This window comes from Zwartia vadi (genome assembly GCF_030410375.1).
GTDB classification, from domain to species: Bacteria; Pseudomonadota; Gammaproteobacteria; order Burkholderiales; family Burkholderiaceae_B; genus Zwartia; species Zwartia vadi.
On the sequence record NZ_JAUHHE010000001.1, the window covers coordinates 282,564 to 307,247 of the forward strand.

Consider the following 24,684-nt stretch of genomic DNA (forward strand, 5'->3'; position numbering starts at 1 on the left):
TCAAACCGCCGCGCTGGTGTAAGCCAGGCGCACATAAATAGGTGCGTAGGGTTCAGCCTGTGTGATTTCAAGCAATGATTCTCGGGAGAGTTCGAGTAGCGCAAGAAAGTGAACCACCACCACCGCAACCGCGGCGCCCTCTGAGATGCGCTCCATGAACAGCTCGCCGAACTCGATGAACCGCACATCCGACAGCCTGCGCAAAATGTGTGTCATATGATCACGCACCGATAACTGCTCGCGCGTGATGTGATGATGGGCGTTCAGTTTGGCGCGTTTAAGAATATCGATCCAGGCTTGTCGCAAATCCTCGACACTGACTTCTGGCAAGGCGCGCTCAACCCGTAAGTCTGCAAACGCCTGCGCACGTTGAAAATCTCGGCCAAGCTGAGGAAGCGCATCGAGCCGCTGCGCGGCAAGCTTCATCTGCTCATATTCAAGCAAGCGTCGCACCAACTCAGCGCGGGGGTCTTCTGGTTCTTCGCCGGAATCTGTTTTCTTGACGGGCAACAACATGCGCGCTTTGATCTCGATCAGCATTGCGGCCATCAGGAGATACTCGGCGGCAAGCTCGAGGTTGTGCATCCGGATCTGATCGACATACGACAAATACTGCCGTGTCACTTCAGCCATGGGAATATCCAGAACGTTGAAGTTCTGTTTACGAATCAGATAAAGCAATAAATCAAGAGGTCCCTGGAACGTTTCCAGAAAGACCTCGAGCGCGTCAGGCGGAATGTACAGATCATTCGGGAGCGCAAATAATGGCTCGCCATACAGCCGAGCAAGAGCAACCGCATCAATCACATCCGGCGTGGTGTCGATTGACGGATCAACGAGCGCGCTCAGTCGCTCGCCCGAAACTGGATTCGAGGCCATCCGCGTTTAGTCGTTCTGATAGACGTAAGGATTTTGCCGCACACGCGCTTGCTTGAAGCCTTCGATCAACTCCGGATCCTGTGGTCGATCCCACAAGCGTGCGCGTCCATCACGCTGACGTTGCTCGATATCGGGGTGTTCCGTCTTGAGTTTTTGAAGGAACTGTGTGATTTCGGAGGTGTATTGGTCTGCCATAACTCGTCAACAAAAGGTTAGACTGCCTGCTAGTGTACTGTAGAGCCACCCATGTCTAGCGACCCCCTCGAGCCACCCACCCCCGCTGAGCGTATCTTGCCGTTTATTGTCGGCTGCGCGCTCCTCATGCAGATGCTGGATTCAACAATCGTCATGACCGCCCTGCCGGCCATGGCACGCGATTTGAACTCTGATCCGATCAGCATGAACATCACGATTACGTCTTATCTAATCGCTGTCGCGATGTTCGTGCCGGTAAGCGGTTGGGCGGCTGACCGCTACGGCGCGCGCAGGGTATTTATCGCGGCCATTGCGCTCTTTTCCCTCAGCTCACTGACCTGCGCCCTGTCGAGTTCGCTTACTCAACTGGTGATATCCCGGGTCGTGCAGGGCCTGGGGGGGGCCATGATGGTTCCCGTAGGGAGGATCATTCTTCTCAGAACCATCCCTAAGCATAATTTATTAAAGGCGATGGCGTTCCTGTCGATGCCCGCCTTGATAGGCCCTATGGCCGGTCCCCCGCTGGGCGGCCTGTTGGTGACCTACGCCTCCTGGCACTGTATCTTTCTCATCAACATTCCCATCGGCATCCTGGGCATTTGGCTGATCATGCGTTTCGTCAAAAAACTGCCTTCCGATGCACAGTCTCCCCGGCTCGATGTCGTGGGCTTTTTACTCAGCGCAATCAGCATGGCCGCCCTGGTAAGTGGTTTTGAATCTCTTGGACAGGGTGGGACCTCAGCCCTGATTTCCCTGGTCATCATCGGAACGGGTCTACTCACAGGCTATCTGTACGTGCTGCATGCACGCCGGCACCCCAATCCTATTCTGGATTTGAACCTGCTGCGGATTCCGACTTTTCGCACAGCGGTTCTCGCAGGAAACCTCTGCCGTTTTGGTGTCGGTGCTACACCCTATCTGCTCGCGCTCCTGCTGCAGATAGGATTTGGCATGAGCGCGCTTTCAGCAGGCCTCATCACCTTTGTCGGGGCTGTCGGCTCATTGATGATGAAAATGGCTGCGCCGCGCATTCTCAACCGCTGGGGCTACCGACATGTATTAACAGTCAATGCCATCCTGACAGGAGCCAGTCTAGCTGCCTGTGCAAGCTTCACAGCCGATATGCCTGCAATCATCATGTTGGGCATACTGTTGATCGGAGGGTTTTTCCGCTCCCTGCAGTTCACAGCAGTCAACACGCTTGCCTATGCAGACATCGCGCATGCTGGCATGAGCCGTGCGAGTAGTTTCGCCGCCATGGCACAGCAGCTGGGCATCAGCCTCGGCGTGGGTATCGCAGCCGAAGCGCTCAGTCTAAGTATGGCCTGGCGGGGCAGCGACACACTCATCGCTGCCGATGTGATGGTCGGTTTTATTGTCATTGGAACGTTATGCGCGCTTGCCAGCCTGTCTTTCTGGAGACTCTCCCCTGCTGCAGGAGAGTCTCTCAGACAATCACGCGAGTAAGACTGCTCATCCATCAGCAGTCTCGCCCAAGAGTCGACTTTCTTATCAGTCGACTTTCGCACCAGATAGTTTGACGAGCTCTTGATACTTTTGACGCTCTTGAGCCACCATCTCGGCAAACTGAGCGGGCGTTAAAGTCGTTGCGTTCGATCCCATCTGCTTGAGTCGGGTCTGCACAGCGGGATCCGCAAGCGCCTTGGTATAGGCTTGATACAGCTTGTCGACCACTGCGGGCGGCGTACCACCTGTCGTAAACACGCCAAACCAGGTGCCAATATCAAAAGGCTTGATACCGGTTTCCTGAACAGTGGGCACCTCGGGCAACACATCCGAGCGCTTGTCGGTTGTAACAGCCAACGCAACAACCTTGCCCTCTTTAATCAGGCTGGCGGCCGAAGCCAGATTATCAAACATAAACTCGGACTGTCCGGACAACAAAGCCAGCTTAGCTGGTGCAGCGCCCTGATACGGGATATGCACTGCCTTCATCTGAGTGCGCGCGGCCAACAACTCGCCAGCCAGATGCCCGGCACTACCTGAACCACCCGATCCATAATTCAACTTGCCTGGATGCGCCAGCGCGTATCGGACAAGATCCTGCATCGTGCGGATACCTTGCTTGTCAGCGAACTCTTTGTTGACGATCAGGACATTCGGTACAGAAGCCACCAATGCAACCGGTGCAAAATCACGTACAGCATCGTAGGGAATTTTGCTGTAGAGCGAAGGATTGATTGCATGTGTGGCCACAGCGCCCATTACCAATGAATATCCATCAGGCTGAGCCTTGGCGATCAGATCGGCCCCGATGTTGCCACCCGCACCGGGTCTATTTTCAACGATAACGGGCTGGCCAAGCGTTGGTTTAACCTGTTCGGCCAATACGCGCGCGATCGTATCGAGCGGCCCGCCGGGTGGGTAAGGCACGACAAAACGCAAGGGTTTGGTCGGCCATTCGCTGGAAACTTGAGCGTGCGTCGCCCAGCCAAATGAAATGGCGCCGAAACCGAGAGTCAACAATAAAAGTCTGCGAAATTTGCTGGGTGCAGCCGTCATGATCGTTCCAATTAGTGGAGGATTTGACTCAAAAAGAGTTTGGTACGCTCGTTCTGAGGGTTGTCAAAGAAAGCATCGGGCGTATTCTGCTCAATGATCTCACCCTGATCCATGAAAATCACACGGTCTGCGACTTTGCGTGCAAACCCCATCTCATGCGTGACGCACAACATCGTCATGCCAGACTCTTCGGCAAGACCGATCATCACATCCAGCACTTCTTTAACCATTTCGGGGTCAAGCGCCGAGGTTGGCTCATCAAAAAGCATAATTTTAGGATCCATGCAGAGCGAACGCGCGATCGCCACCCGCTGCTGCTGGCCACCAGACAACTGGCCGGGAAACTTCAATGCCTGCTCGCTGATGCGCACGCGCTCCAGATACTTCATGGCACGCGCTTCCGCTTCGGCTTTCGGGGTTTTAAGTACCCAGATCGGGCCAAGCGTCAGATTTTCCAAAACCGTCAAATGGGGAAACAAATTGAAGTGCTGAAACACCATGCCGACTTCACGACGAATCGCCTCGACATCACGCAAGTCGTTGGTGATCTCGGTGCCATCGACAACGATCTGGCCCTTCTGATGCTCTTCCAGACGGTTGATACAACGAATCAGCGTTGACTTGCCGGAGCCAGATGGTCCGCAAACCACAATGCGCTCACCTTGTGCAACGTCAAGGTTGATGTTGCGCAGCACGTGGAACTTGCCGTACCACTTATTGACATCTTTCATGCGAATGATGGCGTCAGCCATACATATTCTCCAGAGATCGGGCGCGCCCAGAAAGTGGCGCGCAGCCCCTAACGCTCGTGACCGGTGGCCAGACGCTTTTCGAGCGACTGACTGTATTTGGACATCGAGTAGCAAAATACGAAATAAATCGCGGAAATAAAGATATAGACCTCAACGCTGAAGCCACGCCACGCCTGATCCGTCAGCGCAACCTTTGCCGCCTGTGTCAAGTCGAAAATACCGATAATCACCACCAGAGAGGTATCTTTGAACAGTGCAATGAACAAGCCCACCAGAGGCGGAATCACGATCTTCAGTGCCTGGGGCAAAACAATCAGGCGCATTTGCTGCCAATAACTCAATCCGAGTGATTCGGCGCCCTCGAACTGCCCCTTGGGTATCGCCTGCAGGCCCCCGCGAATCGTCTCAGCCATGTACGCAGCGGCGAACAAAATAATCGCAAGCTGGGCGCGCAATAACTTGTCAATACTCATGCCTTCGGGCAAAAACAATGGCAACATCACAGCGGACATGAAAAGCAAGCTGATCAGTGGAACGCCCCGGATGAGCTCGATGTACACCACGCATATCGACTTGATGGCGGGCATGTTTGAGCGACGCCCCAAGGCCAGCACAATCCCCAACGGAAAGGCCAGCGCGATACCGAAGGTAGACAAAATCAAAGTCAGTGGCAGACCGCCCCACTGACTGTTTTCGACGTAGGTCAGCCCAAAAACACCGCCCCACATCAAAATTCCCACAGAGACCAGAGAAACGGTCCATATGGCGAGCAACCACATGTTCCAGAGTTTTCTCCAGCCACTCAGGATGATGGTTCCGACCAAAATACCTGTCGCGATCAACGGCCGCCACTGTTCATCGTAAGGATACAAACCAAACAAGATGATGCGATGCTTTTCGACAATCATGGCCCAGCATGCGCCTGACGATTCTCGGCACTGATCCGCCGTCGTTGCGGTGGCGTTGGCATTGATGAAAAACCAATCCACCATCGCAGGAATGGTCGCCAGCAACAGCCAGACTGAAAGAATCGTCAACAGGCTATTGATGGGGGAAGAAAATAACTGAGACCGCATCCAGGAAAATACGCTCACGCCCCCGGTGGGTGCTTTTTCTGTCGAAACAGTCGAAGTTGGTGTGCTCATCTCAACGCTCCACCAACGCAATGCGTTTGTTATACCAGTTCATGAATACCGAAATGGACAGGCTCACCGTCAAGTAGGCCGCCATGATCATCATGATGCCCTCGATCGCTTGACCCGTTTGGTTCAAGGTCGTATTGATGACCGAGACGATATCGGGATAGCCGATCGCGACAGCAAGCGAGCTATTCTTGGTGATGTTCAGATACTGGCTGGTCATGGGAGGAATGATGACCCGCAAGGCCTGAGGCAAAACTATCAAACGCAGCACCTGCCCACGCTTGAGTCCAAGCGCCTCGGCCGCCTCCCACTGACCACGTCCCACCGACTGAATGCCGGAACGAACCACCTCGGCAATAAACGCCGCGGTGTAGATCACCAACCCAATCAGCAAAGCCGCAAACTCTGGCGAGAGCGTCATGCCACCCGCAAAGTTGAAACCTTTGAGTTCGGGGACATCAAGCGTCATCGAGGTGCCGCTAAAAAGCCAGACAAGCACCGGGACGAAGATTAACAATCCGAAAGACCAGCGACCCGTCGGGAAAATCTGACCTGTTTTTTCCTGATTTTTGCGCGCCCATTTATACATCGCAAAGATCAAGACCAAGGCCAATAATAGGCCCGCGAACAACCAGAACAAACCATCGCCATGCACCGAAGGCATTTGCACGCCTCGATTGGAAACAAAAACGCCTGGCAAGGGATGGATGGCCTGACGCGGACCAGGCAGCGTTTCAGAAATAATGGCGTACCAGAAAAACAATTGCAGCAACAAAGGGACATTGCGCATGACTTCAACATAAATGCTTGAAATCTTGCGGATTAACCAATTACTGGACAAACGGGCAATCCCGATGATGGTACCCAGAATCGTGGCCAGCACAATCCCGATCAGCGCGACACGTAAGGTATTAAGCAGACCAACAGTAATGGCCCGTCCATACGTACTTGCAGGACTGTAGGCGATAGGTGTCTCGCCAATGGCAAAGCCAGCCTCTTTACTTAGAAAATCGAAGCCGGTTGAAATATTTCGTGCTGAAAGATTACTCAGCGTGTTGTGCACCAAAAACCACGCAACACCGCCCACAGCGAGCAGCGCAAGGATTTGATAAATGATTGAGCGCGTGCCAGGATCATTCCAAGACAGACGTCTTCGAGGAGGGGGCGCGACTTGTGATTCTTTAAGCTTCGTCATAACTTAGGGCGACCGCAATGCGGTCGCCCCTATGTATCAAGAAAAATTAGCGGATGGGCCAGGCGTACATCAGGCCGCCTTTGGTCCATTGTGCATTGAGGCCACGCTCAAGTTTGAGCGGTGTGTTCACACCGACGTTGCGCTCAAAACTCTCACCGTAGTTGCCCACTTGCTTGATGATGTCATAGGCCCACTTTTCAGATACACCCAGGTTCTTGCCCATTCCTGGTGTGACACCCAAAATACGCTGCACGTTAGGATTGGTGCTCTTGAGCATTTCATCGACATTCTTTTGTGTGATGCCATACTCTTCTGCTTCAATCATTGCGTAGAGTGCCCAGCGAACAACGTTCAGCCACTGCTCGTCACCTTGGCGAACCTGTGGACCGAGGGGCTCTTTCGAAAGATCCTCAGGCAAGATGATGTTGTTTGCAGGATTCTTCAGTGTGGTGCGCGAAGCAGCCAAGCCTGACTTGTCAGTCGTGTAGGCGTCGCAACGACCGGAGTCATAGGCGCGGACCACCTCGTCGACTTTCTCGATCACCACTGGCTTGAAAGTCAGCTTGTTCGCACGGAACCAGTCCGCGAGGTTGAGTTCAGTGGTCGTGCCGGGCTGAACGCAAATCGTGGCGCCGTTGAGTTCCTTGGCGCTTTTGATGTTCAAGTCTTTACGAACCATCAAACCTTGGCTGTCGTAAAAGTTGACGCCCGCACCGAGCAGACCCAACGAGGTGTCGCGAGTCATCGTCTGGGTGGTGTTACGGGTCAGCACATCGATTTCACCAGACTGCAGGGCTGTGAAGCGCTGCTGGGCAGTCAGCGGAGTGAATTTGACTTTCGAAGCGTCGCCGAACATCACCGCGGCAATGGCACGGCACATGTCGATATCCAGACCGGCCCAAACGCCTTTGCTATCTGGGGCCGAAAAGCCTGCGAGGCCTGTGTTCGTGCCGCACTGTACAAAGCCTTTCTTTTTGACGTTGTCGAACGTTGGACCTGCTTGCGCGACGGTGTTAGCCGCGAGCATCGCTGCGCCGACTACTGCTAATTTTAAGAATTTCATCACTCGATCTCCGAAATACTGAAAGGTACGGCTGCCAACCGGGCTCACCGCAGGTCTGATTGTGCAAGGCACCAATGGTAGCCCTATACACACTCGGAATGTATGGGGGAAATCCCTCGCAGTCAATGATTCTTGACTCATATGCTTATTAAATTCTCTGCGAGCAGGGTTATTATTAGGGAATAACCTATGTGATGTCATGATCGAATTCCAGCATGTTTTTAAATCTTACGGTCAAGGACGCAATATCCTTGCCGACATTACTTTTCGCGTCGCCGCTGGAGAGTTTGTCTATGTCGCCGGTCCGTCCGGGGCTGGCAAATCCACTCTCCTGAAGCTCATTGGGGGCTTGGAAGCACCGAGCCGCGGCTCCATTCAAGTCAATGGCCAGCGCCTGGAGCAACTTTCCGCGCGGGCCAGACCCTATTTAAGGCGTTCGGTAGGCGTCATTTTGCAAGACACCCATCTGCTTTATGACCGAAGCGCGATAGAAAATGTACTGCTCCCCCTCACAGTGACAGGTCTAGCAACAGAGGTGGCTAGAGCCCGCGCGCGGGCCGCGCTAGATAAAGTTGGTTTGAGCAGCAAGGAAAACACACCTCCCATCGAGCTCTCTGGCGGCGAGCAACAAAGACTCGCGATCGCGCGCGCAATCGTCAATCGGCCCGCCATTTTGATCGCTGACGAGCCAACCGCAAGTCTCGATCGTGACACCGCGCGTCGCATCATGTCTGTTTTTAAAGATTTCAATCGAGTGGGGGTCACCACGTTGATTGCCTCACATGATGACGGGTTGATGGCCGAGTACGCCACGCGCGCCTTCAAGATCGAACCCGGCAAGTTTGCAGACTCGGCCGCTTTCCGCACGGCCCAGTCCCACATGCCAGCGGCTGCCTCGGGAAATATTGAACCGCATATCGGTGACGCACATCCGGGCGGAGCGACACGATGAAAAGCCTGCTCAGACAACATCGTTACGCCCTGACTGTTACGGTCAGGAGGCTTCTTGCTCAACCGATCTCCTCGCTCACCAATCTCTTGGTCATTGCACTGGCGCTGGCCCTCCCCCTGCTTGGCGCCTCATTTCTTCTATCGATCGAGCCTGTCGCCAAACAAGTTTCCGTCACTCCTGAGCTCACCCTCTTTCTCAATACCGATGCGGCGCCTGGCCTTGCCGACAAGTTGGCAAAACGCATTCGCGATGAACACTCTGATCAAATCGTCAACGTCCGCGTCATTCCCAAACAGCGCGCCCTCGAAGACCTACGCGCCAATCCCGCTTGGGAGCAGGCGCTCAAAGTGCTCCCCGTCAACCCCCTGCCCGACGCAATTGTGGTCGAGCTTGCCTCGACCGAGGACCTTTCCAAACGCGCCGATCTCATGGCTGCAAGCTGGCGTAAATGGCAAGGGGTCGATCTTGTTCAACTTGACAGCGCCTGGGTTCAGAGACTCGAAGCGCTTTTGCGCTTCGGACGTATTGGCTTATTGCTCCTTGCACTCAGTGTGATGCTGGTTGTACTCGCTACTGTATTCAACACTGTGCGCATGCAAGCGCTGTCCCAACGCGAAGAAATCGGTGTGGCACGACTCGTTGGCGCGACCGAGTCCTTTGTCAGGCGTCCATTTTTGTATCTCGGCGCGCTCACCTGCACCTTGGCGGCACTCGTCAGCCTGGGCATCGCACGACTCACCCTCACCCTGCTCAATGATGCGCTCGCAACACTGGCCCGCACTTACGATGCAGAGTTCGCGCTGACCTTACCCTCGCCTGCGATACTGGGGCTTTGCGTATTAATCGTGGCAGCACTTGGCGCGCTATCAGCGAGATGGTCTGTCCAGCGCAACACGCGGTTCTGACACGCAACGGTCACAAGATGAGACTGGCCAACCGGATTATCGCGTGGCAACGAACCCACGGACGCCACGACTTGCCTTGGCAAAACACGCGCGATCCTTATCGCGTCTGGCTCTCTGAAATCATGTTGCAACAGACACAAGTCAGCGCCGTGATCGAGTACTACCAGCGCTTTCTGGAAAAATTCCCTGACGTGGCACACCTTGCGCGCGCCTCCTCAGAGTCAGTGATGGCGCAGTGGGCGGGACTTGGTTATTACGCGCGCGCACGCAACCTGCATGCCTGTGCCAAACGGGTCATGCAAGACTGGCATGGCGTCTTTCCAAAAGATGCCGCCGGTCTGGCCACCCTACCCGGCATTGGTCCTTCAACTGCGGCGGCGATTGCCGCATTTTGTTATGGCGAGCGCGCCGCCATATTAGATGGCAATGTAAAAAGAGTATTGACCCGGTATTTCGCTGTGGAGGGTGATCCCACTCACCGAGCCATTGAATCGCAACTATGGCAACTGGCCCGAGCAGAACTACCCTCGCTTAAAACCTGCTCCAACGACCCGGAGTCAATGGCGCGATATACACAAGGTCAAATGGATCTTGGTGCCACACTTTGCACACGCAGCCGTCCACGATGTCACGATTGTCCCTTGAAAAAGGACTGCCAAGCTCGGCTGACAGGGCGTACAGAGGAGTTGCCCTGGCCGCGTCAACGCAAGGTCTTGCCGGAACGCACCACCGGCATGTTGGTTGCGTATTGCGACCAACATATCTTGCTTGAGCAACGACCCGAGTCAGGTATTTGGGGAGGCCTCTGGAGCTTGCCGGAATTTGATGCATCTCATTCACCAGAACAAGCTTGCGGAAAACTCGGCATCATCCCTAAACATGTTCAAACACTTACACCTTTTTTACATGTTTTTACACACTATCGACTCACAATTTCGCCTTTACTTGCGCAAGCCTTAGTCGACGTGTCCGAACCCCGCCCTTTAACCCATCAACGCTGGATTGATTACAGCCGGCTCTCTTCTTTGGGACTACCCGCCCCTGTTCGCAAACTGCTCGACGGCTTGATGGCTGATCAGCTGTTGAAGTGATCGGCTATTGAAATAAAGATTGATGGTAAATCCCGTCACGTTTCGCTAGTTGGCTGATAGTGGCTGATACTCATCATAATCCCGCACGCGATCCCTATCGTCACGAGCGCAGTACCTCCGTAACTCAGTAGAGGCAAGGGTACGCCGACCACAGGCAGCATCCCTGTGACCATGCCAATATTGACAAACACATAGATGAATAACACCATCGTGAGCGCGCCCGCCAACAGCCGGCTTGCATGTGTCGGCGCTCGAATCGCGATTGATAAGCCTCTGAAAACCAAAAGCAGGTAAAGAATCAGCAAAGTAACTCCGCCGTAGAGACCGAACTCCTCGGCGAATACGGCGAAAATAAAGTCAGTCGTGCGCTCAGGGATAAAGTCCAGATGCGATTGGGTGCCGCTCATATAACCCTTGCCATACACGCCACCCGATCCCACTGCGATCGTTGACTGGATCGTGTGAAAGCCCTTACCAAGGGGATCATTATTTGGATCAAGTAAGGTGCAAACGCGATTTTTTTGATACGTATGTAAAACCACCCAGTCCGTTTCTTCTTTGCACAAATCCTCTTGATAGACGATGATGCCGCCGATTCCGATCACTGCGGCAAGCACGATAGGCACCAGTAATTTAAAAGACAATCCTGCGAAGTAAATCACACAAAAGCCGGCGCCAAACACCAGCAAGGCTGTGCCGAGATCCGGCTGCTTCACAATCAACAAAAAGGGTACAGCCAGCAACGCGCCCGCGACAAAGAAGTCATAGAATTTTAACGAGCTCTCCCGCTTGTTAAAGTACCAGGCAAGCATGAGAGGCACGGCGATTTTCAACATTTCGGAAGGTTGAATCCGTATAAAACCCAGATTGAGCCAGCGCGTCGCGCCTTTGCTCGTGTGGCCGAAAAACTCCACGCCCAACAACAGCAACACGCCAACAACATAAAAAGGCACGGCGAATTTCAATATGTATTGAAACGGCACCATGGCCACAACCCACATGACAGCGAGTCCGATCAGCAGATTGCGTAAATGGTCCGCATATCGCCAATCCGTGCCACCCACGGCTGAATGCATCACCAAAAGACCGGTCGCTCCGAGCAACAACAGAACAATCATCAGCGGCCAATCAAAGGCTGTCACGACACGCGCGAGAAACTTGAAAAACATTTTCATCGCGTCACGACCTTGCTTGGCTTGGGTTGCCGCAGCAGCCACTCATCGAAAACTTTACGTGCGATCGGCGCCGCGACACTTCCGCCCCATCCGGCATTTTCAACCAGTACCGCAATCGCGATTTTGGGGTCTTTCACAGGAGCGAACGCCATGAACAAGGCATGATCCCGCAGGCGCTCATCAATCGCACTACTTTGATATTTACCACCTTTCAAACTAAACACTTGCGCAGTGCCTGTCTTGCCTGCGGTTTGATAAGGCGCGCCTGCAAAAGCCTGACGCGCAGTGCCTGACACCGTCACATCAGCGAGCGCACGTTTAACCGCCTGAATATTTTCAGTTTTTAACGGAATACGATGAGAAGCGGAAGCGACAGTCAAGCGCTCCTCTCCAGTCGTCGGATTTTTGACCGCACGCACAAGGTGCGGCTTCATATAAGTGCCATCATTCGCTAAGACGGCCGTCGCCTGGGCAAGCTGCATGAGCGTGAAAGAGTTATAGCCTTGTCCGACAGCGACAGAAATCGTTTCGCCTGCATACCAACGCTGTTGTTCGCGTTTTTTATAAGCTTGTCTTTTCCATTCCGTCGAGGGCAGAACGCCCTTGCGCTCTCCATCAATATCCACACCCGTGATCTGTCCGAAACCAAAGGGTTTCATAAAATCATGCAGGGCGTTGACGCCTATTTCCGGCGCCAATGAGTAAAAGTACGTATCCGAGGAAACCACTAACGCCTGATGCATATCAATCGAACCAAAATACGCAGATCCGGCATTACGGAAACGCTGACCACCAAATTCGAAATAACCAGGATCGTTGATGCGATCGGCTGCACGCCGCTTATTGAGCTCCAGAGCCGCCAATGCGACAAACGGTTTGTACGTGGAACCGATCGGATACGTGCCGTAGACAGGTCGATTGATCAAGGGATGATCAGGCGACTCGTTCAGGCGACGCCAACTTTCCACATCAATTCCATCGATAAAGAGGTTGGGGTCATAAGAGGGCTGCGACACAAACGCCAACACGTCACCGGTTGCAGGCTCGATCGCAACCAGCGCTCCCCGCTGATCTTTGAACGCGGCTTCTGCAATACGCTGCAGGTCCATATCAATCGACAAGACGAGATTTGAACCTGGGGTGGGATCCACCTTGCGCAACCGTCTGACCGGTTTGCCGCGCGCTGTGACCTCAACCTCTTCGAAACCAGTTTTGCCGTGCAAAATACTCTCGTAGCTTTTTTCTATACCTTTTTTGCCAATGATGTCGGTGCCGCGATAATTGCCGAGCTCCTCTTTTTCCTCGAGCATCGCAACGTCGGCTTCAGCAATGCGACCCACGTAGCCCACTACGTGCCCAGCGGATTTGCCCTGGGGGTATTCACGGACCCAGCGCGCGCGCAACTCAACCCCTGGAAAACGCAAGGAATGCGCGGAAAACCAGGCAGCTTCCGTTTCGTTGAGGTTGTTACGCAATACGATGCTGGCATATCGACCCGACTCATTGACTCTGCGTTTAAAGCGTCGCTGATCAGCGCTGCTGACATACACGACAGGCGTCAGTCGGCTGAGCATGTCATCGATATTTCCTGCGCGACCCGGAACAACTTCGAGGGTGTAACTTAAATAATTGCGAGCAAGTACCTCGCCGTTGCGATCAAAAATATCTCCTCGCCTCGGAGGAATCGGCAAAACCGCGATACGGTTGCTGTCTGCGCGAGCAGCCAGACTTTCATGCCGTTCGACTTGCAACACCCAAAAGCGCCAGCCCAGCAAGCCGAAGCACGCGATGGCAAAAACGCCCGCCACCACCACCCTTAGCAAAAAGCGTCTTTTTTGTTGTTGATCTGTTTGCTTGAAATCAAACATGGCGTGTCAAGCTCAAGCTGAGCCACCTTCAGCATCTTCCAAACGATGCTGAGGCAACATAAGCAACCAACTCACTAAAGGCCATAGCGCAGTGGTCAGCAGTGCGCTGACTAACCACGCCCAGCCCGGCCAGGCACTCACCAAGAAGGATCCGATAAGTACGGCGATCAACTTGGCGCCTACAAATACGGGTAACAAATGAAAACTTTGCTGGAACAAATCAAAACGCAAGACCCTGCGTTGCATTGCTTGTGCACCGTACACCGTGAGGGTGAACATTAGTGCTTGCAAGCCCAACGGCCCCACATCATGCACATCAAGTGTCAAACCAAACAAAAACGCGACAACCATCCCGACACGTCGTGAGTCATGTAACGACCAGAAGGTAATCACCAGCAATAAGACCTCAGGTGCGAAATGCCAGACGCGCCAGGGCAACAAGGACAAAATCCAGACCAGCAACATGGTAGACCACACATAGCCAGCCCCCGATGTCGTTTCAACTGACTCCGGGCCGACGGCATGCGCCATCGGCATGGGCGGTCGTTTACTTGGTTTTATCTGTCGCACCTGCAAGCTCCGTGGGTGAAATGGCAGCCGCTGAAGGCATGGGGTTTAGTCCATCGCCAACCGGTACTTGTAAGACCAGAAAATGTCTGTGACGTTCCGGATGCGATGCAGGTTGTGCTTCGGCTCGCGCAAAACCGGAGGCGGGATTACGCTCGACATGATCGACCCGTCCCACCGACAGTCCCGCCGGAAACACCCCGCCCACTCCACTTGTGACCAGTTGATCACCCTCGCGGATATCAGCATCAGAGGAAAAATAACGGACCTCCACCTTACCCGGGGTACTTGAGCCAAAAGCAATCAGCCTCAGACCATTACGTAATACTTGAACAGGAATAGACACAATTTCATCGGTCAACATGGCGGCTTCGGATGACATCGGCGTGACACGCGTGATTTGACCCACCACACCACTTTCATCGATCACGGGCATACCCTGTGCGATCCCTGCGCGACTGCCTTTGTTAAACACGATACGTCTGGTAAAAGCATTGACAGGCTCGTAGAGCACCTCAACCACCACGGTCGGTCGATCAACAGCAGACTCCAGCACGCCCAACAGGCGACGCAACTGCGTATTTTCAGCAGACAATAGAGCAGCGTTGGTTGATACCTGAGCCAAAGCGATCCGCTGTCGCTGCAATGCCTCGTTTTCCGACTTAATCGTTGCAGCCGCATTGATCCACTCGTTGGCCATGGTCAGCATGTCGCGTGGGAAAAGCACCGCGCGCTGGAAGGGATAGAGTGCCGTCGCAATTGCCTGACGCACAGGATTAGTCCTGTTCCACGTCGCATCGGTAAACAGCAGAACGATCGCGAGAAGAACCAGAAATGTCAGCGTGACCTCGGCGGCGGGGCCACGCCGAAATAGACGAAGGGTGACGTGTCGTTGCATCTGAGCTCAGTACCAAGCCACCCGAACCTCAAAAAGGCCAGGCGGATCAGTCGTTAATGAAAATGGCGCCTAACTTTTCGAGATGCTCCAATGCATCGCCACAACCGCGCACCACGCAGGTCAAGGGGTCTTCTGCAACAATCACAGGCAGTCCCGTTTCCTCTTGTAGCAAACGATCGAGGTCGCGCAGCAAGGCACCACCACCCGTCAAGGCAATACCCTTGTCGGTAATGTCCGCGCCCAACTCGGGGGGCGTATTTTCCAGCGCGATTTTGACCGCAGAGACGATTTGATTCAGGGGATCCGTCAGCGACTCAAGTATCTCATTGGAAGACACTGTAAAACTGCGCGGCACGCCCTCGGCTAAATTTCGGCCTTTCACTTCGATTTCACGGACTTCGGAACCCGGGAAAGCCGAACCAATCTCTTTCTTAATGAGTTCCGCAGTGGGTTCACCAATCAGCATGCCGTAATTGCGACGAATATAGTTGACGATCGCCTCGTCAAACTTGTCACCGCCCACACGAACAGAGCCTTTATAGACCATACCGCCAAGGGAGATGACAGCAACTTCGGTTGTACCGCCACCGATATCCACCACCATCGAACCGCTTGCATCGGATACGTTCAAACCTGCACCAATCGCGGCAGCCATCGGCTCCTCGATCAGATAGACGCGACTCGCGCCCGCACCCAAGGCAGACTCGCGAATCGCACGGCGCTCAACCTGAGTGGAGCCGCAGGGTACGCAAACAATGATCCGGGGACTGGGCGCCAGCATGTTACGCGGGTGCACCATGCGAATAAATTGCTTGAGCATTTGCTCGGTGACGGTAAAGTCGGCAATCACACCGTCTTTCATCGGGCGAATCGCTTCGATGTTGCCAGGTACGCGTCCAAGCATCTGCTTGGCCTCGCGACCAACAGCCTGAATGATTTTTTTACCTCCGGGACCGCCATCGTGGCGAATCGCGACAACAGAGGGTTCGTCAAGAACGATCCCTTTGCCTCGGACGTAAATGAGTGTGTTGGCGGTACCGAGGTCGATCGCCATGTCACTGGAAAAATAACTACGCAGGAATCCGAACATGAGAGCCCAGCCAGAGGGAAAATTGACGCACGCAGTATGCGGCGATTAGCCCGTAATCATAACTTATAATTCTTCAACACAATCGCAAGATTTGCGCTCGTCAAGCCCGGAAAGTCACGGGCCGACCTCCTGAATGGATTAAATCTGTCTTATGGCCCTTACCGACCAAGAAGTCGCCCGTATCGCCCGCCTGGCAAGGCTTCACCTCAGCCCGGAACAACAGGCTCAGGCTCAGACCGATCTAAACAAAATCCTAGGCATCATCGAAACGCTCCAGTCCGTCGACACGCAAGGCGTGGAACCTTTGGCCCACCCCCTTGCCTCAGTCACGGACGTCCACTTGCGCCTGAGAGACGATGTCGTCACCGAAGTCTCATCGACCGAACGGCGGGATGCCCTGATGGCTAACGCCCCCGGGGCCTCCAAAGGCCTGTTTCTGGTTCCTAAGGTCATTGAATAAGATGTCAAACGCACTCCAGCTCTATCCAACCATCGCCGCGCTCAGCAAGGCGCTCGCGAATCGACAACTCAGCGCGACAGAGCTTGCCCAAGATTGTCTAAGAAAAATTGAGGAAACGGCAACTCTCAATGCCTTTGTTCATGTCGACGCCGAATTGACACTTGCCCAGGCACGCGCTGCCGATGCCACGTTAGCTGAAGGACGGGGCGGTATCCTGACAGGCCTGCCCATCGCACATAAGGATGTCTTTGTGACACAAGGCTGGCGCAGCACGGCTGGTAGCAATATGCTCAAGCATTACACCAGCCCGTTTGACGCCACGGTGGTTCATCAATTGCGGGCAGCTGGTTGCGTGACGCTTGGCAAACTAAACTGCGACGAATTCGCAATGGGTTCAGGCAACAAACACTCCGCCTTTGGGCCGACCCACAACCCCTGGGATCCCTCCGCGGTGCCAGGCGGATCCTCTGGCGGCTCCGCTGCGGCAGTCGCGGCCAGACTGGTCATTGCGGCAACAGGCACGGATACTGGCGGGTCTGTTCGACAACCTGCCGCGCTGTGTGGCGTGAGCGGCATCAAACCCACTTATGGCGCAGTATCCCGCTATGGAATGATTGCTTACGGCTCCAGTCTTGATCAAGCTGGTCCTCTAGCCAACAGTGCATTGGATCTCGTGGATTTACTCGACGTAATGAGCGGCTTCGACAGCAAAGACTCCACGAGTGCCGAGCACTGCAAAGGGGTTGCCAATGCACCGGGACGGATTCGCAGCGAATTCAACCATGCAGAATCCAGCTTCGCTGGCAACGCTTCCCAACCTTTAAAGGGTTTACGGATTGGCGTACCCAAGGAGTTTTTTGGTGCGGGCCTTTCAAACGATGTCGCCCAAGCCATCGAAAACGCTCTCAAACAGTTTGAAAAACTCGGCGCGCAACGCGTGGATATTTCACTGCCACGTACCGAGTTATCCATACCCGCCTACTATGTCATTGCGCCTGCCGAAGCATCGAGCAACCTCTCCCGCTACGATGGTGTGCGCTACGGTCACCGCAGCGAATCCTACAATGACCTGGCTGACATGACGGCACGGTCGCGTGCCGAAGGCTTTGGCACAGAGGTCAAACGCCGTATCCTGATCGGGACGTACGTGCTTTCTCACGGTTATTACGATGCATATTATCTCCAGGCACAGCGCTTGCGCAGAATGATCGTTGACGACTTTCAAGCAGCACTCACTCAGCATTGCGATGTCATCATGGGCCCGGTGACCCCCACTGTCGCACAACCCATCAATCAAAATCAAAACGATCCAACCGCCGACTGGCTGGCAGATATCTACACGCTTGGTCTAAACCTCGCTGGCTTGCCGGGCATGTCGATTCCTTGCGGTTTCGGTGCCGGCGTCTCGGGCAAACAATTGCCAATCGGCTTGCAGATCATCGGCAATTATTTTGACGAAGGCAGACTTCTGGCGGTCGCGCATCAATATCAGCAAGTCACTGACTGGCATCAACGCATTGCGGGGCAAGCATAATGGCATGGGAAATTGTGATCGGGCTGGAAACACACACCCAGCTCTCGACTCAAACCAAAATTTTTTCAGGAAGCTCGACGCGTTACGGCGCACTGCCCAACACGCAAGCCAATGAAGTAGACCTGGCGCTGCCCGGCTCGCTGCCCGTGATGAACAGAGCGGCTGTTGACCGGGCGATCCGCTTCGGACTGGCTGTCGGCGCAACCATCGCCCCCCGCTCCATCTTCGCCCGTAAAAATTATTTTTATCCAGACTCACCTAAAAACTACCAAATCAGCCAATTCGAAATCCCGGTCGTTCAGGGCGGCTCCATTAGCTTTTTTGTGGGTGATCAAGAAAAAACCGTCAACCTCACGCGCGCTCACCTCGAAGAAGACGCGGGCAAATCTCTGCACGACGACTTTGTGGGACCGCATGGAGAAGCTTCCTCCGGGATTGATTTAAATCGAGCCGGCACACCCTTATTGGAGATCGTCTCCGAGCCCGAAATGCGCTCTGCCGCCGAAGCGGTTGCTTATGCAAAAGCCCTGCACAGTCTCGTCATGTGGCTAGGTATCTGCGATGGCAACATGCAAGAAGGCTCTTTCCGCGTCGACGCCAACGTTTCGGTTCGTCCCGTCGGTCAAGCGGAGTTCGGTACGCGTTGCGAAATCAAAAACGTCAACTCCTTCAGATTTCTAGAGCGCGCCATTCAATACGAAGTCAGGCGCCAGATCGAACTCATCGAGGATGGCGGTCGGGTTGTGCAGGAAACCCGTCTCTATGACTCTGAACGAGATGAAACCCGCAGCATGCGCAGCAAAGAAGACGCGCATGACTATCGCTATTTCCCTGATCCTGACCTCCCTCCTCTCGTCATTGCACAAGACTGGATCGAGTCTGTACGCCAAACAATGCCGGAACTCCCTGCGGCGCTGCGCGCACGGTTTGTCGCTGAGTGTGGTCTTGCTCCTGTGGACGCTGCTCAACTCTCAAGCAGCCGTGATCTTGCCGCCTATTTCGAGAGTGTGAACGCCTCGTTGCCGACTGGGCAAGCCAAGCTTGCCGCAAACTGGATCATGGGTGAAGTGTCTGCAACTCTCAATCGCGAAGAAAAAGACATCACTGAATGCCCTGTTTCGGCAACCGCGCTTGCTGCCCTACTCTCGCGCATCATTGATGGCACCGTTTCAAACAAAATTGCAAGAGATGTTTTTGCAGCGATGTGGGCAGGCGAGCATGGTGGAAATCCGGACGCCATTATTCAAGCGAAGGGTCTGACTCAAATCAGCGATACAGGTGCGATTGCAGCCATGGTCGATACAGTCTTGGCTGACAATCCGGCCATCGTGGCTGAATACCGCTCAGGTAAACAAAAAGCCTTCAACTCCCTAGTCGGTCAGATCATGAAGGCAGCCAAGGGCAAGGCTAATCCCCAACAAGTCAATGACTTGCTGAAAGCCAAGCTCGATGGTTAATTCAAATCCCGTAACGCTTGCGATAAGCAAGCACTGACTCGCGGTAGGACGCGAACTCTGCGTTATTTTCAAGCAGCCCGAGGATATCAGTCAGGGAGGCGATACTGACGACCGGTAAACCATAGCGCTGTTGCACCTCCTGAACAGCGGAATGTTGTGACAGTGCGCCGTCAGGTCCCGCGCGCTCCATCCGATCCATTGCGATCAGGACGGCACAAGGCTCGGCTCCTGCGGCCCGGATGATCTCAACCGACTCCTTGACCGAGGTGCCAGCCGTGATCACATCATCAATGATGACAACCTTGCCCTTGAGTGGCGCACCGACCAACACGCCTCCCTCGCCATGATCTTTTGCTTCCTTGCGGTTGTAAGCAAAAGGCACATCCCGGCCCTGCATCCCTGCATGAGTGGCCAAGGCGACCGAAGTAGCCGTCGCCAGAGGAATGCCTTTGTAGGCAGGCCCAAACAACATGTCAAAGGGCAACTTTGAATCGATCAACGCCTGCGCATAAAATTGAGCGAGCTTGCCAACAGAAGCGCCCGTATTGAAGAGTCCGGCGTTAAAGAAATAAGGACTCGTACGACCGGACTTTGTCACGAAGCTGCCAAAACGCAGCACACCTTCTTTTAAGGCAAACTGTACAAATTCTCGACGATCAGCACCCTGCGACATAGTATTCCTCTCAGTTTCAACTCAGCTTTCAATACTCGACATTATCTCACCGACCAGGAGTCCCGCCTTGCTGCGCATCACCTCACTGAATTTGAATGGTATTCGCTCTGCCTACAACAAAGGTCTCCTCGAATGGCTTAAAACACATCAGGCTGACATTCTTTGTCTGCAAGAGCTCAAAGCGCATCTTACGGATATTCACAAGGACTACCAGCACCCGCTGGACTACAAGGGCCATTTCTGTCCGGCAGAAAAGAAAGGCTATAGCGGGGTCGGGATCTATCTGAAACAACAGCCTGAGCGCGTGCTAACCGGGATTAACTGTCCTGAATTTGATCAAGAAGGTCGGGTGATCCGTGCGGACTGGCCTCGTCTCACGGTTGTCAGTGCGTACCTGCCCTCCGGGTCAAGCGGTCCAGAGCGTCAAGAAGCGAAATTCCGTTTTCTGGACAAATTCGGTCCATGGCTGCAGGAGCTGATGGACGATCACAAAAAAACCAAGCGCGAATATGTGATCTGCGCAGATTGGAACATCGCCCACAAAGAAATCGATCTGAAAAACTGGAAGTCAAACCAAAAAAATTCCGGCTTTACGCCCGAAGAACGCGCCTGGATGACCCATACGATCGAGAAGATTGGTTTTATCGATGTGTTTCGGCAGCTTGATCCACGGCCAGACCAGTACACCTGGTGGAGCAACAGGGGCCAGGCCTGGGCAAAGAACGTCGGCTGGCGCCTGGACTATCAACTCGCCACACCGGGGATTGCCGCCACAGCCCGCTCAACCAGTATTTACAAAGATGAGCGCTTTTCCGATCACGCTCCGTTCACAATCGATTACGACTTCACTCTCGGTGCTTAAAAGTCAGGGCAATCATTCAGGCGCTTACGTTTCAAACACCCGCAGCATCTATGCGTTCGATATCACGACGACGCCACCACAACAGCAGCAAACCAGGCACTGCGATCGCGACAGTCATCAAAAAGAAACTGGGCCAACCCGCAAACTCCACCAGTGGTGGGGTGAGCGGTCCCGCCAGATAGGTTCGGCCGACCGCAGACAGCGCCGAGAGCAAAGCAAACTGGGTCGCTGAAAACTCTCTGTTACAGAGGCCCATCAACAAGGCGACGAAAGCTGCCGTCCCCATACCACCACACAAATTCTCAAGCCCGACGCCGGCTGCCATTAACCAGACACTATGCGGCCCCACCGAAATCACCCAGAATCCCAGATTGGAAACCGCCTGCAACAAACCAAACAGCATCAAAGAGCGATAGAGACCTAGTTTGGCCATCAACGCACCACCCGTTAGCGCCCCGACAATTGTCGCAGTCAACCCGAGCAGTTTGTTGACCGTACCCACCTCTGTCGCCGTGTATTGCGCCGCGCGCAATAAAAAGGTTGTCGAGAGCGCCCCTGCAAAGGCGTCGCCAAGTTTGTACAGCACAATCAACACCAATACAGTCAGGGCTTCGGGGCGACCAAAAAACTCTTTAAACGGTTCAAAGACAGCGCGCGAAAGTGAATGCGGGGTCTGCGCAGGCACTTCAGGCTCAGGAGCCCAGAGCGTTGCGAGGGCGACAATCAGCATCAGTGCGCCCATCAGCATGTAAGTATGTCCCCAACCCAACCACTGATCCGCCAAAATCAATGCCAACCCACCCGAAGTCAGCATCGCCAGGCGATACCCGAGAACGGATAAGGCCGCCCCCGCGCCCCGCTCTTCCTTGCGCAACACATCACTACGATAGGCATCAAAGGCAATATCTTGCGTGGCAGAACAAAATGCCACAGCGACAGCGAGCAAAGCGAGCGGCAACAGACGTTGACCGGGCGACATCAGTCCCATCAGCATGATGCCCAGCGCGAGCAACAATTGCATCACAAGCATCCAACCGCGTCGGCGACCCAAAAAAGGAGGCGCATAGCGATCAATCAGGGGCGCCCACAAAAATTTCAGCGTGTACGCAGTCCCAACGAGTGTGAGAAAACCGATTTCCTGCAAGGACACTTGTTCGAGCGTCGCCCAGGCCTGCAAGGTCCCACCTGTCAGCGCAAGAGGCAAGCCACTGGCAAAGCCCAACGCAAGCAATGGAGCGACGCGCCTGCTGGTATAAAGCTTTGAGGCAGGAATGGTCTGCGCCTCAGTTCCAGTCGGCTGAGCGCTCTGGGTGCTCATGTCACGCGACTCGCGCTAAAACGATATGCCGCCAGTGTGCTGCGCCAACCGGCCAATACTTTGACCTCGCGCTCATCGTTAAACGTTGCACGCTCCAAAATAGTAAATCGGAGTGTGGCCGCCAAACGTTCAAAGTCTTTTAACGTGCACAGATGGATATTCGGTGTGTTGTACCAGTCATAAGGCATCTGACCCGTTACAGGCATACGCCCCCGCAAAATCGACCATCCATGCGGCCAATAACCAAAATTGGGAAATGACACGATGCCCTCACGCGCCACTCGCGCCATTTCACGCAAAATATGTTCCGTATTGTGCATCGACTGCAGAGTTTGAGAAAGTACGACCGTATCGAACTGCTGATCATCAAACATCGCCAAACCGTCCTCGAGGTTTTGCTGTATCACATGCACACCCCGTTTGACACAGCTCAACACACGGTCATCACTGATCTCAACTCCGACACCCTGGACATGTTTAGACTGTTTTAAATGCGCAAGCAGCGCACCATCTCCACAGCCCAAATCCAGCACCCGACTGTTTGGACGGACCCACTGGGCGATCCGAGCCAAGTCACCGCGCAAATGACCTTCAAGTGTTTGACCGCTCAATTTGAGTTGCTCGCTCATGGACGCACCTCGTCTGAAGGATTGGCCGATGCGCCAGACGCCTGCAGAGTCGAAGCAATACGCAGGAAATACGCGCGCATCAGGCTGTGATAGCGCGCGTCATCCAGCAAAAATGCGTCATGGCCGTGCGGTGCGTCAATCTCGGCATAGGTCGCCGGCTGCCCGTTCTTGAGCAAGGCCTGTACGATCTCCCTGGAACGCTCCGGGGGAAATCGCCAATCCGTCGTAAAAGAAACCAATAGGAAATCGGCTTGTGCGGGAGCAATCGCTCGCGCAAAATCGCCCCCCGTCCGCTTGGCAGGATCGAAATAATCCAACGCCCGTGTAATGAGCAAATAAGTATTTGCGTCGAAATACTTTGAAAATTTCTCGCCCTGATAGCGTAGGTAGGACTCAACCTCGAACTCCACACCGTAGCCATAGTGATACGCACCGTTGGCGGCAGGCTCGCGCTGTGTGCGTCCAAATTTTTCAGCCATATCGTCATCGGACAAATACGTAATGTGACCGATCATTCGGGCAACAGACAAACCATGTCGAGGCACAGTGTTGTGTGCGTAATAGTCGCCTCCGTGAAAATCCGGGTCGGTGATGATGGCACGGCGAGCGACTTCGTTAAAACCAATGTTTTGCGCGGACAAACGGGGCGTACTTGCCACGACAACACAATGGGCCACACGCTCGGGCAGGGTAATGGCCCAGCTCAGCGCTTGCATCCCGCCAAGCGATCCGCCCATGACCGCGGCAAAACGTTGAATCCCTAGTCGATCGGCAACACGCGCTTGTGCGAGCACCCAATCCTCGACAGTTAATACTGGAAATGCAGCCCCCCAAGGCTTGCCCGTTTCAGGTCGAATACTGGCGGGACCTGTCGAACCAAAACAAGAACCGAGATTATTGACACCAATTACAAAAAACACATTGGTATCCACAGGCTTGCCTGGGCCCACCATGTTGTCCCACCAGCCAATGTCATCTGGATTTTCTGCCGAAATGCCCGCCACGTGATGCGAAGCATTTAGCGCGTGACAAATCAACACAGCATTGCTTGCTTCTGCGTTCAATGTGCCATACGTTTCAATCGCCAAATCATAAGACTGCAAAGTGTGACCACTTGCTAACGACAGGGGTTCATCAAAATGCAAAAACTGTGTGTGGACGACACCCACCGAGCCAACAGGCGTTGGATGGGTATTTTGTGCGGAGTTCGCGTCCTTGTGGCTGGACGAATCAGGCATACGGACCTTCTTTAGCGGGATTTATGAGGCGCCCGCAAGCGGATCGAGCAAATCGGCGCCAACTGTTTGTGAAGTTTAACATCGACAGGGCGACTTGGCAGCCCTGCGCATAGTCGACTTTGTGGCCTGATTGCTCTACTTGTTTGGTTACAACCTTGCATCAATATAAACAACTACTTACAAATGAACGCACCATCACAGGGGTTCTGCGCATTCTA

General features: G+C 54.1%; 24 protein-coding genes and 1 riboswitch. Of the genes, 8 read left to right on the forward strand and 16 right to left on the reverse strand.

The features are described from left to right. Positions 1–879, reverse strand: a complete 879-nt coding sequence (locus QWY27_RS01380) for a segregation and condensation protein A (protein WP_290193967.1) — start codon at positions 877–879, stop codon at positions 1–3. A gap of 6 nt (positions 880–885) precedes the next feature. Next, positions 886–1,074: a DUF3460 family protein gene (locus QWY27_RS01385; protein WP_290193968.1), complete on the reverse strand. Its 189-nt coding sequence runs from the start codon at positions 1,072–1,074 to the stop codon at positions 886–888. A gap of 51 nt (positions 1,075–1,125) precedes the next feature. Between QWY27_RS01385 and QWY27_RS01390 the strand changes: the two genes are divergently transcribed. Beyond that, a complete protein-coding gene (locus QWY27_RS01390; RefSeq protein ID WP_290193969.1) occupies positions 1,126–2,541 on the forward strand; it encodes a DHA2 family efflux MFS transporter permease subunit in 1,416 nt (471 codons plus the stop codon). A gap of 45 nt (positions 2,542–2,586) precedes the next feature. Here QWY27_RS01390 and QWY27_RS01395 read toward each other — a convergent pair whose 3' ends face one another. From QWY27_RS01395 to QWY27_RS01415, 5 genes are read right to left on the reverse strand one after another with little or no spacing between them, the layout of a single operon-like run. Beyond that, positions 2,587–3,597 (reverse strand): Bug family tripartite tricarboxylate transporter substrate binding protein, encoded by a 1,011-nt coding sequence (locus QWY27_RS01395; RefSeq protein ID WP_290193970.1) that lies wholly within the window; start codon positions 3,595–3,597, stop codon positions 2,587–2,589. 11 nt (positions 3,598–3,608) lie between these two features. Continuing rightward, positions 3,609–4,349 carry an amino acid ABC transporter ATP-binding protein gene (locus tag QWY27_RS01400; protein ID WP_290193971.1) on the reverse strand — a complete coding sequence of 247 codons (741 nt, stop codon included), beginning with the start codon at positions 4,347–4,349 and terminating at the stop codon, positions 3,609–3,611. Positions 4,350–4,396: 47 nt separating this feature from the next. Next, complete coding sequence (locus QWY27_RS01405; RefSeq protein WP_290193972.1) at positions 4,397–5,494, reverse strand: amino acid ABC transporter permease; 1,098 nt, start codon at positions 5,492–5,494, stop codon at positions 4,397–4,399. Between the two features lies 1 nt (position 5,495). Continuing rightward, positions 5,496–6,686, reverse strand: a complete 1,191-nt coding sequence (locus QWY27_RS01410) for an amino acid ABC transporter permease (protein ID WP_290193973.1) — start codon at positions 6,684–6,686, stop codon at positions 5,496–5,498. 46 nt (positions 6,687–6,732) lie between these two features. Beyond that, positions 6,733–7,749, reverse strand: coding sequence for an amino acid ABC transporter substrate-binding protein (locus tag QWY27_RS01415; protein ID WP_290193974.1), 1,017 nt, complete (start codon positions 7,747–7,749; stop codon positions 6,733–6,735). Positions 7,750–7,948: 199 nt separating this feature from the next. Between QWY27_RS01415 and QWY27_RS01420 the strand changes: the two genes are divergently transcribed. From QWY27_RS01420 to mutY, 3 genes are read left to right on the forward strand one after another with little or no spacing between them, the layout of a single operon-like run. Then, positions 7,949–8,701, forward strand: a complete 753-nt coding sequence (locus QWY27_RS01420) for a cell division ATP-binding protein FtsE (RefSeq protein ID WP_290193976.1) — start codon at positions 7,949–7,951, stop codon at positions 8,699–8,701. Beyond that, complete coding sequence (locus QWY27_RS01425; protein WP_290193977.1) at positions 8,698–9,606, forward strand: cell division protein FtsX; 909 nt, start codon at positions 8,698–8,700, stop codon at positions 9,604–9,606. Before QWY27_RS01420 ends, QWY27_RS01425 begins: the two co-directional genes overlap by 4 nt. A 17-nt stretch (positions 9,607–9,623) precedes the next feature. Beyond that, positions 9,624–10,697 carry an A/G-specific adenine glycosylase gene (mutY, locus tag QWY27_RS01430; RefSeq protein ID WP_290194099.1) on the forward strand — a complete coding sequence of 358 codons (1,074 nt, stop codon included), beginning with the start codon at positions 9,624–9,626 and terminating at the stop codon, positions 10,695–10,697. 35 nt (positions 10,698–10,732) lie between these two features. On the opposite strand, the gene rodA is transcribed toward mutY, so the two are convergent. Genes rodA through QWY27_RS01455 form a run of 5 tightly spaced genes read right to left on the reverse strand, consistent with a single transcriptional unit; the run spans position 10,733 to position 16,295 of the window. After that, positions 10,733–11,872, reverse strand: coding sequence for a rod shape-determining protein RodA (rodA, locus tag QWY27_RS01435; RefSeq protein ID WP_290194101.1), 1,140 nt, complete (start codon positions 11,870–11,872; stop codon positions 10,733–10,735). After that, complete coding sequence (gene mrdA, locus QWY27_RS01440) at positions 11,869–13,740, reverse strand: penicillin-binding protein 2 (protein ID WP_290193979.1); 1,872 nt, start codon at positions 13,738–13,740, stop codon at positions 11,869–11,871. The genes rodA and mrdA overlap by 4 nt, the downstream gene beginning before the upstream one ends. 12 nt (positions 13,741–13,752) lie before the next feature. Further along, complete coding sequence (gene mreD / locus QWY27_RS01445; protein ID WP_435433431.1) at positions 13,753–14,277, reverse strand: rod shape-determining protein MreD; 525 nt, start codon at positions 14,275–14,277, stop codon at positions 13,753–13,755. A 10-nt stretch (positions 14,278–14,287) separates the two neighbouring features. Further along, the gene (gene mreC, locus QWY27_RS01450; protein WP_290193983.1) at positions 14,288–15,205 is read right to left on the reverse strand and encodes a rod shape-determining protein MreC; all 918 of its coding nucleotides are present in this window, start codon (positions 15,203–15,205) and stop codon (positions 14,288–14,290) included. A gap of 46 nt (positions 15,206–15,251) precedes the next feature. After that, on the reverse strand, positions 15,252–16,295 hold the full coding sequence (locus tag QWY27_RS01455) for a rod shape-determining protein (protein WP_028816863.1): 1,044 nt from the start codon (positions 16,293–16,295) through the stop codon (positions 15,252–15,254). Positions 16,296–16,446: 151 nt separating this feature from the next. Between QWY27_RS01455 and gatC the strand changes: the two genes are divergently transcribed. From gatC to gatB, 3 genes are read left to right on the forward strand one after another with little or no spacing between them, the layout of a single operon-like run. After that, the gene (gene gatC, locus QWY27_RS01460) at positions 16,447–16,755 is read left to right on the forward strand and encodes an Asp-tRNA(Asn)/Glu-tRNA(Gln) amidotransferase subunit GatC (protein WP_290193988.1); all 309 of its coding nucleotides are present in this window, start codon (positions 16,447–16,449) and stop codon (positions 16,753–16,755) included. Between the two features lies 1 nt (position 16,756). Next, positions 16,757–18,289, forward strand: a complete 1,533-nt coding sequence (gene gatA, locus QWY27_RS01465) for an Asp-tRNA(Asn)/Glu-tRNA(Gln) amidotransferase subunit GatA (RefSeq protein WP_290193990.1) — start codon at positions 16,757–16,759, stop codon at positions 18,287–18,289. Then, the gene (gene gatB / locus QWY27_RS01470) at positions 18,289–19,746 is read left to right on the forward strand and encodes an Asp-tRNA(Asn)/Glu-tRNA(Gln) amidotransferase subunit GatB (RefSeq protein ID WP_290193992.1); all 1,458 of its coding nucleotides are present in this window, start codon (positions 18,289–18,291) and stop codon (positions 19,744–19,746) included. The genes gatA and gatB overlap by 1 nt, the downstream gene beginning before the upstream one ends. A 1-nt stretch (position 19,747) precedes the next feature. Here the strand turns inward: gatB and pyrE are convergent, their stop codons facing one another. After that, a complete protein-coding gene (gene pyrE / locus QWY27_RS01475; RefSeq protein ID WP_290193994.1) occupies positions 19,748–20,419 on the reverse strand; it encodes an orotate phosphoribosyltransferase in 672 nt (223 codons plus the stop codon). Between the two features lie 67 nt (positions 20,420–20,486). On the opposite strand from pyrE, the gene QWY27_RS01480 reads away from it, so the two are divergent. Beyond that, positions 20,487–21,281 carry an exodeoxyribonuclease III gene (locus tag QWY27_RS01480; RefSeq protein ID WP_290193996.1) on the forward strand — a complete coding sequence of 265 codons (795 nt, stop codon included), beginning with the start codon at positions 20,487–20,489 and terminating at the stop codon, positions 21,279–21,281. Between the two features lie 31 nt (positions 21,282–21,312). Here QWY27_RS01480 and QWY27_RS01485 read toward each other — a convergent pair whose 3' ends face one another. The 3 genes from QWY27_RS01485 to metX form a co-directional block, all read right to left on the reverse strand. Then, positions 21,313–22,599: a muropeptide transporter gene (locus tag QWY27_RS01485; RefSeq protein ID WP_290193998.1), complete on the reverse strand. Its 1,287-nt coding sequence runs from the start codon at positions 22,597–22,599 to the stop codon at positions 21,313–21,315. Continuing rightward, entirely contained in the window at positions 22,596–23,228 is a 633-nt protein-coding gene (gene metW, locus QWY27_RS01490) for a methionine biosynthesis protein MetW (RefSeq protein WP_290194000.1), read from the reverse strand. The genes QWY27_RS01485 and metW overlap by 4 nt, the downstream gene beginning before the upstream one ends. Then, on the reverse strand, positions 23,225–24,466 hold the full coding sequence (gene metX / locus QWY27_RS01495) for a homoserine O-succinyltransferase MetX (protein ID WP_290194002.1): 1,242 nt from the start codon (positions 24,464–24,466) through the stop codon (positions 23,225–23,227). Before metX ends, metW begins: the two co-directional genes overlap by 4 nt. After that, a riboswitch (SAM riboswitch) is annotated at positions 24,456–24,535 on the reverse strand. Its footprint overlaps the gene before it by 11 nt. Positions 24,536–24,684 lie beyond the last annotated feature (149 nt).